This window comes from Microbacterium cremeum (genome assembly GCF_015277855.1).
Taxonomy (GTDB): Bacteria; Actinomycetota; Actinomycetes; order Actinomycetales; family Microbacteriaceae; genus Microbacterium; species Microbacterium cremeum.
The window spans coordinates 145,654-158,551 of the sequence record NZ_CP063812.1 but is presented as its reverse complement, the minus strand read 5'-3'; the positions used below and the strand labels follow the sequence as shown (position 1 = coordinate 158,551).

Here is a 12,898-nt window from a genome sequence, read left to right as displayed (position 1 = left end):
CACGGCATCGGGCGAGCCAGGTTCAACATACACTAATCGATAATCGTTTGTCGACCGATCGAAGGAGCTCCATGTCCGATCCGCTGAGCGCGGCATCCGTCCACGAACTCCGCTACGACTCCCCCGCTTCGGAGTGGAACGAAGCCCTGCCCCTGGGCAACGGCAGCCTGGGGGCGATGTGCTTCGGAGACCTCACGGCTGCCCGCCTGCAGATCAACGACGAGACGGCGTGGTCGGGAAGCCCGGCGTCGGAGTACGACGAGCCGCGGATCAGCGCCGGCGAGGCGCGTCGCACGCTCGACGAGTCCCGCCGTGCGGTGGCAGAGGGGCGGTACACGGATGCCGAGACCGCCGTGAAGCGCCTCCAGCACCGGCACAGCCAGGCGTACCAGCCGTTCGTCGATCTCGTCGTGCGCGTGACCACCCACGACGGCACCTCCGCGACGGGGTACCGCCGCCGGCTGGATCTTCGCACCGCCACGCACACGGCGAGCGGTCGGGTGGGGGAGGTCCACATCGCCCACGAGACCTGGGTGAGTGCCGCGCACGGCGTGCTCGTCCACCGCGTCACCGCATCGACGCATGTGGACGTCTCGATCGACCTCGCCACTCCGCTGCGCGAACTCGGAAGAGAGGTGCTCGTCGACGGCGCCGCGGAGTCGAGCGTGCACGTGCTCCTGCCCCGCGACGTCGCGCCGCCGCACGAGGCCGCCGCCGATCCCGTGGTGTACTCCGACGACCCCGCGGCGGCACTCAGGGGTGCGGCGGTCGTCGGTGTCGCCGCCGACGGAGGGCACCCGACCCATGCCGGCGGCCGGCTCGCCGTGGAACGGACCCGCGACGTCGTCGTCGTGCTCGCGACCGCCACGACGTTCACCGGGCTGGGGCGGATGCCCGCAGGGGACGCGCTCAGCGCAGGGGAGGATGCGCGCCGTCGCGTGCGCGAAGCGCTCGCCACGGGCATCGGCTCCGTGAGGGAACGCCACCTCCGCGACCACGCGGCGCTCTACGATCGCGCGTCGATGGAGTCCGCCGACGCGCCCGGAGACGACGACACCGCGCGACGACTGACGTCGATCGCCGAGGAGGACGGCATCCATCCGGAGCGGGACCCGGCGCTGAGTGCACTGCTCTTCAACTACGGCAGGTACCTGCTGATCAGCTCGTCACGCGGCTCGCTCCCGGCGACGCTGCAGGGGATCTGGAACGCCGAGACACGCCCGCCGTGGAGCTCCAACTACACGACGAACATCAACCTCCAGATGAACTACTGGCCCGTCGACGTCGCCAACCTGGCCGAGACCGGCCGCCCGTACGCCGACCTGATCGCGCATCTGGCCGAGAAGGGTCGCGAGACCGCCGCTCGCGTGTACGGAGCGCCGGGGTGGGTCGCCCACCACAACACCGACGCGTGGGGCTACACGCAGTCGGTCGGAGGGGGAACCCACGACGCCAAGAGCGCCTTCTGGCCGCTGGGCGGCCTCTGGCTCGTTCGACAGCTCGTGGACCGGGCGGAATTCGGGGCGAGACGCCGCACGCTGACCGAGCTCTTCCCGCTTCTGCGGTCCTCGGCCGAGTTCGCGCTGAGCTGGCTGCAGCGCGGGGAAGACGGCCTGTGGGGCACGGCACCGTCGACGTCGCCCGAGAACGAGTTCGTCGCACCGGACGGCGACATCGCGTCCGTGGCGTCGACATCGACCATGGACCTCGTGCTGATCGGCGATCACCTGCGCGACCTGTGCGCGGCGGCCGAGGTCGCGGGCGAGGCCGACGACCCCGTCGTCGTGACCGCGCGGCAGGTGCTCGAGGAGCTTCCCGGCATCCCGATCGGCGCCGACGGAGCCATCACGGAGTGGCGGGGCGACCACCCGCAGGCGGATCGGCACCATCGACATCTCTCACCACTCGTGTTCCTCTACCCGGGCAGTCGCCCGATCCCCGCGCACCTCATCGAGCCGGCGCGCAGGCTGCTCGACAGCCGTGGTGACGACGGGACGGGCTGGTCGCTCGTGTGGAAGATGGCGCTTCGCGCCCGGCTGCGGGAGCCGGACGCGGTGGAGCGACTCGCACGGCTGATGTTCCGTCCCGTCACCGGCGGGCGCGGTCACTGGAGTGGCGGGGGGCTCTACCCGAACCTCCTCTGCGCCCATCCTCCATTTCAGATCGACGGGAACCTGGGATGGGTCGCCGCGGTCATCGAGTGCGTCGTGCAGTCGCACGACGGATTCCTCGACCTCCTCCCGGCCGTGCCCCGCAGCTTCGGCGACGCGCGGCTCCGCGGCGTCGTCGCGCGCCCGGGCATCGAGGTCGACCTGGAATGGCGCTTCTCCGGTGCCACGCCGGAGGTCCGAAGCGCCGGCTTTCGCGCTCTCTCACCCGACGCCCTGGGCCGCCATCGCGTGAGGACGCCTCACGGCGAGTGCGAGATCGACCTCCGCGAGGTCGCGGTGACGGTGGCGCTGCCCCGCGAAGCGCACCGCGTGCAGGACGCGTGAGGCGGCGGTCGGGACTCCGAGACCGGGTCAGGCCTCCGGACCTAGAATGGCGGCATGGGCAGCGCCGCCGCTCCGGAGTGGCTGATCCGCGAAGACGCCGGTCAGCCGGTGCTCCTTGCCCTCTATCTGCGCCAGGTGCTCGGCATCCGTTCACCCGAAGAGCTGCCGCATCTGCGCGGCATCCCACCGCGCGCGAACGACCGCGGCGAAGAGGCGCAGGCGCTGCTCGAGCGGCAGTGGCGAGAGTACTGGGCGATGACGGTCGAGCCGCAGGCGCACCCGTCTCCGGTTCCGCTCGATCTCGTCGACGGCTTCGAGACGCTGCTCGCTCTGCCGTCGGAGGGCGCCGACGAGCTGCGGGCGGCGGTGATCCCGCACGCCGCCGAGGCCCTCGCGTTCTCGCAGTCCGCGAACGCCCGCTACCGCCGCGACGCGTCGCACGGCACCGGCACGGCGTACCGCGCGTACGCGAGCGCGATCGCGGAATACGAACGGCAGGTCGGCAGACGCGCGCATTCGTTCGAGCTGAACGTGCAGGTGCTGCCGCTGACTCAGCGCGGCGTCTGGTGGATCGGCTCGCTCACCATCGCCGTCACCGACGGACTTCGGGGGGATGTCGTGGCCTTCGACGCGGCGATCCATCCGATCATCGCCGAGCTGGCCTGAGGGCCGGCGCCCGCGGGAGCGACGAGCGCGACGACGGATGCCGGGGTCAGTGGCCCGAGCCGTGGCCGTTCGCCGGGCTCGGGGTCGACGTGCACCGAGGCATGGTCGACCGCGATGTCGTGCGTGCGGCGGTGCGAGCGGCGGTCGAGGATGAGGGCCAGGACGCCCGCGAGCGCGATGCCGATCGGCGCGCAGACGAGCACGAGGAACCCGAACACCTGACCCTGCGAGTACTCGACGCCGGTGTTGGGGCTGGCCTCGGCGCTGCCGTTGAACGCGAACGTGAGGATCATCGCCACCAGCACGCCGAGCGCGGCGCCTGCGAGGAGGAACACCGAGATCTTCGGCGCCCGCCGCACGCGCGCCGTCTCGATGTGGTCCTGGCTGTGCTCGGGCATGGGTCCATTGTCGCACTCGAGAGCAGATGCGGAACCGCGGGTGCGCGGCGCCCGCCCCGAAGCCGGGGGGCGGGCGCCGCCGACGCCTCAGTCGGCGTCCGGACCCCCGCCACCGGCCGTCGCACGGCGGCGTGAGGCCACGATCCACACGACGGCGCCGATCCCCAGAGCCAGGGCGATCCCGCCGATCGCCCACGGCCACACCGGCGCCGTCGGCTCTGCGGTGGCGGCATCCGTCTCCGCTGCTTCGGCGACCGGCGCCTCGGCGTCGCCCGCGGCCGGTTCGACAGCGCACTCCGTCGCGATCGGGAGCACCGCCGACACCGGATCGAGGGATTCGCCCGCGGCGTACGTGCCGAACGCGGCCGCCCCCGCGTCGGTGAGGGTCGCGGGCAGAGCGTCGAGCACGAGGCCGTCGTCGGTCACCTCGAGGTCGGGCATCGCGAACTCGGCGAAACGCACGCCGGCGGCGGTCACGGGCTCGCCGGACTGCGTCGTGCCGGTCACGTCGACCACGACGTAGCCGGTGTTGCGGGCGAGCTCGATGCGCGCGTTCGACAGGGTCGTGTCGAGCGCGCCGCCGTGGCCGGTGAAGCGGATGCCGCCGCCGTAGGCGACGAGGCCGGTGCGGGTGGCGGTGTCCACGGTTCCGAGGCCGCCGCCCCAGGCGAAGTCCGGGTACTCGTACGCGACATCGGTCAGCTCCCACTCGCCGGCCGCGATGCCTTCGAGGTACGTGCGGAAGCTCTCCTTGAAGCCCCAGCGCAGACTCGCGGAGTCGACGACGCACCCTGCGGCAGCCGTGGAGCGCGCGAGGGTGAACCGGATGCCGCGGTCCACCGACCCCTGGAAGGTCAGCGTGTGCTCGCCGTCGGCGAGGGTGGCCGGGAGCGTCCCCGACCAGGTGGCGGTGCCGGAGGCGTCCGCGCTGACCTCGCCGAGCAGGGTGGGTGACGAGTACACGACGACCTGGATCGCGTCTTCGTGCGGCGCGAAGCCGGAGGCCCTCACGGTGACGGGCTCGCCGGCTTCGAGGGCGGCGAGCGTCACGTCGTCGAGTTCGATGCCGGTCGCCGTGGGCGGTGTCGCCGGGATGGTGCGCGCGGGCGCCTGGGGCGGTGCCGAGGCCACGGTCCCGGTCGCTCCCGCAGGCGCCGGCGCGGGGACGCCGATGGTGAAGGTCACCGGGTCGAGCGGCGTCGTGAAGCCCTGGAACACCTGGGTGCGTCCCGCCGCGGTGAGCGCAGCGGGCACCTTCGAGTACGTCACGGTCCCGCCCGTCGCGATACGCGCGGCGGCGGCGAGGTCGAGCGTCGCGAAGGCGACCTGCGATCCACCGCTCGTGACGAAGAGCGTCGCCGAGCCGGATGACGCGATCCGCACCTCCGGGTCGGCGATGGTGACGTCGAGGGCGCCGCCGTGCCCGGTGAAGCGCACCGCGCCGGTGTACGCGACGTTACCCGTGCCGCCGGTGGCGTCGTAGGTGCTGCCCGCGGCCTGGCCGAACTGGAAGACGCCTCCCGCGCGCGTCGCGCCGTCGGTCACCGCGATGCTGCCGTGCGCCGCGCCTTGCGTGATGTAGTTCGAGAAGCTGGTCGAGATCGCCCACCTCAACGAGCCTGTCCCCTGGGGCGCCGGCGGCGGGGCCGGCGCGCTCGGCAGGTTCGGCTCGTTCGGCACCGTCTGCGGGAAGAGCGTGTTCCAGTGGTGGGACGTGAACGGCACGTCGGCACGCGCGTAGATCGTGCCGGCGACCGGAGTGGTGTGCATCCGCCATGCGATCACCTCGTACTGCTTCGTGCGGTCGAGCTTCGCGGTGGGGGCGACGAGCGTCCGCTCGAGCGCGCCGTCGACGATCGCGCCGGCCCAGTACGCGAACACGACGTATCCGCCTCCTGAGGTGACCGCGGACTCGGTGCCCTTCTCGATCACCGCCGCGTATGCGCCGGTCGCATCGCCGAAGCCGGTGCCCGTGACCTCGAGCGTTGCGCCGGCGGATGCCGCGGCATCCGTCACGACCACGTCGAGGGTCGGCGCGGGCGCGGCGAAGGCGATGGGGACGGCGTGCTCGGCCGCGGCCTGCACGACTCCGCCGGCGCCGGTCGTGAAGACGGCGAGCGTGCCCTCGGGGAGTTCCTTGGCGTCGAGCGCCGCCTTGCTCACTTCCACCGTCCAGGTCGCGTCGACGGTGCCGTCGGCGTTCTCGGTCCACTTCGTCGGCGCGGACGTGTTGACGGCGTCGGCGACCCAGGTGCTGAACGCGTTCGTCCGGGCGGACGACGCGGCGCCCTCGGAAGGCCGCCATGTCGGGGCCAGCCAGCCCACCTGGATGTAGAAGCCCGCCTTGCCCGGCGTGTACCGCGACGCGGCGGAGCCGTCGTAGTCCTCGGCCGTGATCGTGAGGATCTGGCCGTCGGGGTCGAGGCCCGCGGTCTGCGAGACCGTGAGTTTCGGCGCGGCGGGCTCGGGCTCGGGCAGCGGTGCGGTGATCTCGTACGCGACCGTCGCGGAGGTCGATCCGGCGAACGCCGCCGGATCAGCCGGCGTGAAGACGGCCGTGAGCTGCGCGATTCCCGCTGTCGCGATACGGGCCGTGAGCGGCGCGCCGGCCGGCGCCTGTCCGAGCAGCGTGGTGCCGTCGAAGTACGCGACGACTCCGGATGCCGCGGGTTCGACCACCGCGCCGAGCTCGAAGTCGGCGCCCGCCACGGCCGAGCCGGCCGGGTCGACGGTCAGCCTCGTCGTGGTCGCCACGGCGGGGGCGGGCTCCCACTCGAGCGCGGTGACGGTGTTCTGGCTCGGGTCTGCGAACCCCTGACCGTGTGCTTTGGAGGTGTAGATCGCGTACTGCGCGCCGTCGGAGTGTGCCGGCACGCTCACCTGCACCGTGAACGCGCCGTCCGCGGTCATCGGCGCGGTGCGACCCTGATCCGACGGTTCGTCGATGTTGCCCGGCGCGATCCACACGACGTCGGTGATCTGCGACGAGCCCTGGTAGAAGCCGGCGAGGCCCGCCGGCCCGACGCCCAGGTAGATGCCGGGCGAGGTGCCCGAGAAGCCGCTGCCGGTGACCGTGACCGCGCCGCCGGCCCGCGGCGCATGCGGCGCCGACAGCGCAGGGCCGGCCGCGAAGGCGGGGGTGGCGGTCACTGCTCCCGCGAGGACCAGGACGAGGGCGAGGATCGCGGCGAGGAGCGCTCTCGTGCGATCGAGGATCGGGTGCGTGTTCACGGGTTCTCCGACACCGGACGCCGAAGCGTTCCGATGCTTCAGTGCAGTTCGGGTGGATTGGAAAGTTAGGTAAGCCTGACCTAATATCGACACGAACGTACGGCACCCTCACAGCCTCCGTCAAGCTCCGAATAGGGCCCACCCATGTTGCACGCGCCACCGCCCCGCCGCCGTCTCGCCCGGCTGCTGGGGGCCCTCACCCTCGCGCTGGGCGCCGCACTCGCGGCCTCCGGCTGCGCGGCGGCCGAGGCATCCGTCGCCGTCGATGCGCCGTGCGCCGACGCCTCGACCCCGCTCGCCGAGCTCGACCTCGCCGACGACCCTCGCACCGCCACCGGACCCTCGACGGCGTGCCTCGCGTCGCGGGCGATCACGCCCGTCGGCGGCGACAGCGCGCCGGAACTGCCCGTGACGGTGACGGATGCCGAGGGCCGCGCCGTCGAGGTCACCGATGTCAGCCGCATCCTGCCCGTCGACATCTCGGGCACGATCGCAGCGACCGTGTTCGGCCTGGGCCTCGGCGAGAACGTCGTGGGGCGCGACTCGTCCACCTCGTTCGAGGGCACCGACGACCTTCCCGTCGTGACCAGGTCGGGGCACACACTCAACGCCGAGGCGATCCTCGAGCTCGCACCGACGGTGATGCTCACCGACACCACGATCGGCCCCAAGGAGGTGCGGCAGCAGCTGCGCGACGCGGGGATCGCGGTCGTGGTCGTCTCGGGCGAGCGCCGCATCGACACCACGAGCGACCTGGTCGACGAGATCGCCGCGGCGCTCGGCGTGCCCGGGCGCGGAGACCTGCTCGCCGAGCGCCTCCGCGCCGACATCGAAGCCGCGATCGCCGAGGCGGGCGAGGTGGCGCCGTCCGCGGCATCCGACCGCCCGCGCATGCTCTTCCTCTACGTCCGCGGCAGCGCGAACGTGTACTACATCTTCGGCCGCGACTCGGGGGCCGATTCGCTCATCGGCGCCGTCGGCGGCGTCGATGTCGCGAGCGAGATCGGCTGGGAGGGGATGAAGCCGATGAGCGCCGAGGCGCTCGTCGCGGCGCAGCCCGATGTGCTCGTGATGATGACCGACGGACTCGCCTCGGTCGGCGGCGTCGACGGGCTCGTCGAGCGCATCCCCGCGCTCGCGCAGACCCCGGCGGGCGCGAATCGGCGCGTGGTCGACATGGCCGACGCCGAGGTCCTGAGCTTCGGGCCGCGCACGGCCGAGGTCATACGGGCGCTCGCCCGTGCGGTCTACGCGCCGGAATCGTCCCCGGCGCCCCACGCGTCGGCTGCGGCAGGCGCATCGCGCGCGGCCATCCCGGCGCCGTGACGAGCGAGGTCGTCACCGCAGTCCCCGCCGGGAACCGCGGATCGCGGTTCGCGGTGGTCGTCGTCGCGCTCCTCATCGCGCTCGCGGCGACCGTGGTCGTCTCGCTCGGACTCGGGCAGTACGCGCTGTCGCCGACCGACGTCATCGGCGTGCTGCTCGAGGCCCTCGGCCTTCCGACGGCATGGGCTCCGGATGCCGCGACCGCCGCAGGCGTGATCCTCGACATCCGCCTTCCCCGCATCGTGCTGGGGCTGCTGGTCGGTGCGGCGCTCGCGGTGTCGGGCGTGCTGATGCAGGCGATCTTCGGCAATCCGCTCGCCGATGCCGCCGTGGTGGGCGTCTCGTCCGGCGCCGCGCTCGGCGCCGCCGCGAGCCTGACCTTCGGCCTCACCGCGTTCGGCCTCTGGACGACGCCGGGCTTCGCGTTCGCCGGCGGCCTCGTGGCGGTGTTCTCGGTGTACCTCGTCAGCCGGTCGGGCGGACGCACCGAGGTCGTGACGCTGCTGCTCACCGGCATCGCCGTCAACGCGATCGCCGGGGCGGGCCTGGCGTACCTCACCTTCATCGGCACGACCTCGACCCGCGAGCAGATCGTGTTCTGGCAGCTGGGCAGCCTCAACGGCGCACTGTGGCAGAACATCGCGCTGGTCGCGCCGCTGGTCGCGGCCGGGGTCGCGGCATCGCTCCTGGTCGCACGGCGGCTCGACCTCTTCGCCCTCGGCGAGCGCACCGCACGCCACCTGGGCATGCGGGTCGAGCTGCTGCGGGTCACGGTGATCGTGATGGTCGCGCTGCTCGTGTGCGCGGCGGTGTCGTTCGCCGGCATCATCGGCTTCGTCGGACTCGTCGTCCCCCACCTCATGCGCATGGCGGCCGGGCCGGCCCACCTCCCGCTCGTCCTCTCGAGCGCGCTCGGCGGCGCGCTGCTGATCGCCGTCGCCGACCTCGTCGCCCGCACCGCGGTGCCGCTCGCCGACCTGCCGATCGGCATGATCACGTCGCTCGTGGGCGGTCCGTTCTTCCTGTGGCTGCTGGTGCGCACGCGCCGTCGAGCGGGGGGCTGGGCGTGAGCGTCGTCGCGAGCACGGCCGCCGGAGCCGTGCGGCTGGAGGCGAGGAACGTGACGGTGACCCCGGCGGGCTCGCCGGCGCCGGTGCTGACGGATGCCTCGATCCAGGTCCACGCCGGAGAGCTGCACGCCCTGATCGGGCCGAACGGCGCCGGCAAGTCGACGCTGTTCGGCGTGCTCGCCGGCGACACGACGCCGGATGCCGGAACCGTGGAACTGGACGGCGCCGCACTGCGCGGCATCCCGCCCCGCGCTCTCGCGCGCCTGCGCGCCGTGCTGCTGCAGCAGAACACGGTGTCGTTCCCGTTCACGGTGGCGGAGGTCGTGCGGATGGGGCGCGCGCCGTGGGCGCGGACGCCGGCCGAGGACGATGACGACGCGGCCGTCACCCAGGCCCTCGCGCTCACCGATCTCACCGCGTTCGCCGATCGCGGCGTGACGTCGCTGTCGGGCGGCGAGCGGGCACGCGCCGCCCTTGCGAGGGTGCTCGCGCAGGCCTGCGACGTGCTTCTGCTCGACGAGCCCACGGCCGCTCTGGACCTCCGGCACCAGGAGGATGTGCTGCGTATCGCGCGGGCCCGCGCCCGCGAGGGTGCCGCGGTGGCGGTCGTGCTGCACGACCTCAACGCCGCACTCCGCGTCGCCGACCGCGTCACGCTGCTCGCGCACGGGCGCGTCGTGGCGTCAGGCGCGCCGGCGGCGGTGCTCACCGGCGCCGCGATCGAGGAGGTGTACGGCCAGCCGGTCGACGTCTTCCCTCACCCGGCGACCGGCGTTCCCGTGGTGACTCCGCGCTCGTGAGGGTGCGCCCGTGCCATCGAGGTGTGGGGGATCGACGTCAGGGGCGGCCCGGTCAGGGGCGCAGCGGGAGGAGGTGCGAGATGTCGGCGCGCGTGCCGGAGGCGCTGATGCGGCCGGCGGCTGCGGCATCCGTCCACTGCTCCGCACCCGTGGCGAGCGCGATCCAGGTCGCGGGGTCGGTCTCGACGACGTTCGGGGGCGTGCCGCGCGTATGCCGCGGTCCCTCGATCACCTGCACGGCGCCGAACGGCGGCACGCGCACCTCGACCGAGTTGCCCGGCGCCTTCTCGGCCAGCAGCTGCAGCAGGTAGCGCACGGCCGTCGCGTGGTCGGTGCGCGCCGGGGCGGCGGATGCCCCGGCCGCCGCTGCGACGGCGTCGAGGGCCGCCCGGCCGTCGACGGTCGAGATCCTGCGGGCCATGCCTCCACGGTACGCCTGCGCCCGGTTCACGCCGGCACGCGTACCGAAACGCGACCGCGGGCGCTCGGTAGGCTGGGGCGCGTGAAGATCCTGGTCCTCGGCTCGGGCGCGCGCGAGCACGCCATCATCCTCGCGCTGCGGTCGGAGGAGGCCGAGCACGAGATCTTCGCGGCTCCGGGCAACGCCGGCATCGCGCACGACGCGCAGCTCGTCGCCCTCGACGCGAACGACCCCGCCGCCGTCACCGCCTTCGCGAACGAGTACCAGGTCGATCTCGTCGTGGTCGGTCCCGAGGCGCCCCTGGTGGCGGGTGTCGCCGACGCGGTGCGCGAGCGCGGCATCCCGGTGTTCGGACCGGGAAGGGCGGCCGCACAGCTGGAGGGGTCCAAGGCTTTCGCGAAGCGCATCATGGATGCCGCGGGCGTGCCGACCGGCCGGGCGGTCCGGGCATCGAGCCGCGCCGAGGTCGAGGCGGCGTTCGACGAGCTGGGCGCCCCGCATGTCGTCAAGGCCGACGGCCTCGCCGCGGGCAAGGGCGTGATCGTGACGGCGGACCGCGAAGCGGCCCTCGCGCACGCCGACGCGTACCTTCCGTTCGGACCGGTGCTCGTCGAGGAGTTCCTCGACGGCCCCGAGGTGTCGCTCTTCTTCCTGAGCGACGGCGACCACGTGCTGCCGCTGAGCCCGGCTCAGGACTACAAGCGCCTCGGCGACGGCGACGAGGGGCCCAACACCGGAGGCATGGGCGCGTACTCGCCGCTGCCGTGGCTCGACGGCCGCTTCGGCAGCGAGCAGGAGTTCGTCGATCTGGTGACGCACGAGATCGCCGAGCCGGTCATCCGCCAGCTGGACGCCGAGGGCGCCCCCTTCATCGGGCTGCTGTACGCGGGGCTCATCCTCACCGACGGCGGCGTCAAGGTCATCGAGTTCAACGCCCGCTTCGGCGACCCCGAGACCCAGGTGGTGCTGCCCCGGCTCGTCGATCCGCTGTCGGAGCTGCTGCTGGCCGCGGCATCCGGTCATCTCGAAGACCACCCGCGCCCGGCGTTCGCCGACACCGTCGCGGTGACGGTGGTGCTCGCGAGCGAGGGGTACCCCGCCGCGCCGGTGACCGGGCGGCCGCTCACCGGGCTTCGCGCGGCCGACGCGGTCGAGGGCGTGCACCTGGCGCACGCGGCGACGGCGGAGTCCGACGGCGGGCTCGTGGCGACCGGCGGCCGCGTGCTGAACGTGGTCGGCGTGGGCACGACGTTCGTCGAAGCACGCGACCGCGTGTACCGTGCCGTCGGCGAGATCGGGCTCGAGGGCGGGCAGCACCGCACCGACATCGCGCTGCGCGTCGCCGAAGGGCTCTGACCGGCGCCACCGGTGCGCCCCGCCCGGCGAAGGTGCCGGCATCCGTCGTCTTTGAACGACCCTGAACGACCCGGACGCCCTGACGTCCCGAGCGAAAACCCCGGTCCGTGACGCCGACACGCCGACGACGGATGCCGCAGCACGGCGTGTCGCGTCACCGACTGGTGTTTTCGCAGCGCGGGGGCAAGGCGGCCGTCAGTCCGCGGCGAGGTCGGCGGCGACCTGTGCGAGCACATCGCGGAACACCGCCACCGCGGGGACCTCTCCGCCGGCGCTGCGGACCGACGTGAACACCGTCCGCCGCGGGCTTCCGGGCAGCTCCACCAAGCGGCATCCCGTCGCGTCGACGCCCGACCAGATGAGGTCGGGGAGGAACGCGACCGCGTTGCCCGTCGCGATCAGCCGCACGTGCGCCTGGAGGTCGGCCGTCTCGTACCGCACGTCGGGTTCGAAGCCGGCGACGCGGCACTGCTGCTCGGCGAAGTGACGTGACGCCGCGCCGCGCGGCTCCATGACCCACGGCAGGTCGCGCGCTGCGGCGACCGAGACGAGGCCGGAGTGCTCGTGCGCCGAGACGGCGAGCCGGATGGCGTCCGACATGAGCGACCGGCGGTCCAGACCCGGATGATGCGGCGCGGCGTGGGCGGGGTAGTGCTCGGCGACGACGAGGTCGAAGTCCCGCATCCACGTCTCGTGAAGCGCGGTCTCGGGCTCGCGCTGGACGAGTTCGACCCGGACGTCGGGAGCGACCTCGCGCATCGCCTCGAGCGCGGCCGGCATGAGCGCGAGCATCGCGGACTGGAACACCGCCGCGCGCACCGTGCCGGCGACATCCTCGCCCGAGGTGCGCAGCTCCGACTCGGCGCGCTCCATGACGTCGAGCAGCTCGGCCGTGCGGGCGACGAGCCGCTCGGCGGCCGGGGTCAGCCGCAGTCCGCGGCCCGACTTCTGCAGCAGCTCGACGCCGGCTTCGCGTTCGAGCTGGGCGAGGTGCTGCGACACCGCGGACGGACTGTACGACGCGGCCTCGGCGACGGCGGCGATGGTGCCGCGCAGCTGCAGTTCCCGCAGCAGCCGGAGCTTCTTGAGGTCGAGCATCGCGCACTCCCAACATAATGAAGGCCATTCACTATGT

10 protein-coding genes are annotated in these 12,898 nt (G+C 73.1%); 6 read left to right on the top strand and 4 right to left on the bottom strand.

Translation table 11 applies throughout. The features are described 5' to 3' along the window. The first annotated feature begins 71 nt into the window (after window positions 1–71). Together IM778_RS00700 and IM778_RS00695 are read left to right on the top strand one after the other, a co-directional pair. On the top strand, window positions 72–2,495 hold the full coding sequence (locus tag IM778_RS00700) for a glycoside hydrolase family 95 protein (protein WP_194410198.1): 2,424 nt from the start codon (window positions 72–74) through the stop codon (window positions 2,493–2,495). 54 nt (window positions 2,496–2,549) lie between these two features. Further along, on the top strand, window positions 2,550–3,161 hold the full coding sequence (locus IM778_RS00695; RefSeq protein WP_194410197.1) for a zinc-binding alcohol dehydrogenase: 612 nt from the start codon (window positions 2,550–2,552) through the stop codon (window positions 3,159–3,161). On the opposite strand, the gene IM778_RS00690 is transcribed toward IM778_RS00695, so the two are convergent. Further along, on the bottom strand, window positions 3,047–3,559 hold the full coding sequence (locus tag IM778_RS00690) for a hypothetical protein (RefSeq protein WP_228484666.1): 513 nt from the start codon (window positions 3,557–3,559) through the stop codon (window positions 3,047–3,049). The two genes, IM778_RS00695 and IM778_RS00690, sit on opposite strands and share 115 nt — an antisense overlap. An 87-nt stretch (window positions 3,560–3,646) precedes the next feature. Beyond that, a complete protein-coding gene (locus tag IM778_RS00685) occupies window positions 3,647–6,790 on the bottom strand; it encodes an HtaA domain-containing protein (RefSeq protein WP_194410196.1) in 3,144 nt (1,047 codons plus the stop codon). A 144-nt stretch (window positions 6,791–6,934) separates the two neighbouring features. Between IM778_RS00685 and IM778_RS00680 the strand changes: the two genes are divergently transcribed. Genes IM778_RS00680 through IM778_RS17660 form a run of 3 tightly spaced genes read left to right on the top strand, consistent with a single transcriptional unit; the run spans window position 6,935 to window position 9,986 of the window. Continuing rightward, window positions 6,935–8,116 carry a heme/hemin ABC transporter substrate-binding protein gene (locus IM778_RS00680; protein WP_194410195.1) on the top strand — a complete coding sequence of 394 codons (1,182 nt, stop codon included), beginning with the start codon at window positions 6,935–6,937 and terminating at the stop codon, window positions 8,114–8,116. Then, window positions 8,113–9,186 carry a FecCD family ABC transporter permease gene (locus IM778_RS17665; protein WP_228484665.1) on the top strand — a complete coding sequence of 358 codons (1,074 nt, stop codon included), beginning with the start codon at window positions 8,113–8,115 and terminating at the stop codon, window positions 9,184–9,186. The genes IM778_RS00680 and IM778_RS17665 overlap by 4 nt, the downstream gene beginning before the upstream one ends. After that, window positions 9,183–9,986, top strand: coding sequence for a heme ABC transporter ATP-binding protein (locus IM778_RS17660; RefSeq protein ID WP_337905416.1), 804 nt, complete (start codon window positions 9,183–9,185; stop codon window positions 9,984–9,986). The genes IM778_RS17665 and IM778_RS17660 overlap by 4 nt, the downstream gene beginning before the upstream one ends. A gap of 52 nt (window positions 9,987–10,038) precedes the next feature. Here the strand turns inward: IM778_RS17660 and IM778_RS00670 are convergent, their stop codons facing one another. Next, window positions 10,039–10,407: a sterol carrier family protein gene (locus IM778_RS00670; RefSeq protein ID WP_194410194.1), complete on the bottom strand. Its 369-nt coding sequence runs from the start codon at window positions 10,405–10,407 to the stop codon at window positions 10,039–10,041. An 81-nt stretch (window positions 10,408–10,488) separates the two neighbouring features. Between IM778_RS00670 and purD the strand changes: the two genes are divergently transcribed. Then, on the top strand, window positions 10,489–11,763 hold the full coding sequence (gene purD / locus IM778_RS00665; RefSeq protein ID WP_194410193.1) for a phosphoribosylamine--glycine ligase: 1,275 nt from the start codon (window positions 10,489–10,491) through the stop codon (window positions 11,761–11,763). 195 nt (window positions 11,764–11,958) lie between these two features. Here purD and IM778_RS00660 read toward each other — a convergent pair whose 3' ends face one another. After that, window positions 11,959–12,861: a LysR family transcriptional regulator gene (locus IM778_RS00660; protein WP_194410192.1), complete on the bottom strand. Its 903-nt coding sequence runs from the start codon at window positions 12,859–12,861 to the stop codon at window positions 11,959–11,961. Window positions 12,862–12,898 lie beyond the last annotated feature (37 nt).

What these genes read in the sequence shown, in the direction of transcription:
- IM778_RS00700 (WP_194410198.1), top strand. Translation starts at nt 72, where the DNA reads ATGTCCGATCCGCTGAGCGCGGCATCCGTCCACGAACTCCGCTACGAC.
- IM778_RS00695 (WP_194410197.1), top strand. Translation starts at nt 2,550, where the DNA reads ATGGGCAGCGCCGCCGCTCCGGAGTGGCTGATCCGCGAAGACGCCGGT.
- IM778_RS00690 (WP_228484666.1), bottom strand. Translation starts at nt 3,559, where the DNA reads ATGCCCGAGCACAGCCAGGACCACATCGAGACGGCGCGCGTGCGGCGG.
- IM778_RS00680 (WP_194410195.1), top strand. Translation starts at nt 6,935, where the DNA reads ATGTTGCACGCGCCACCGCCCCGCCGCCGTCTCGCCCGGCTGCTGGGG.
- IM778_RS00670 (WP_194410194.1), bottom strand. Translation starts at nt 10,407, where the DNA reads ATGGCCCGCAGGATCTCGACCGTCGACGGCCGGGCGGCCCTCGACGCC.
- IM778_RS00660 (WP_194410192.1), bottom strand. Translation starts at nt 12,861, where the DNA reads ATGCTCGACCTCAAGAAGCTCCGGCTGCTGCGGGAACTGCAGCTGCGC.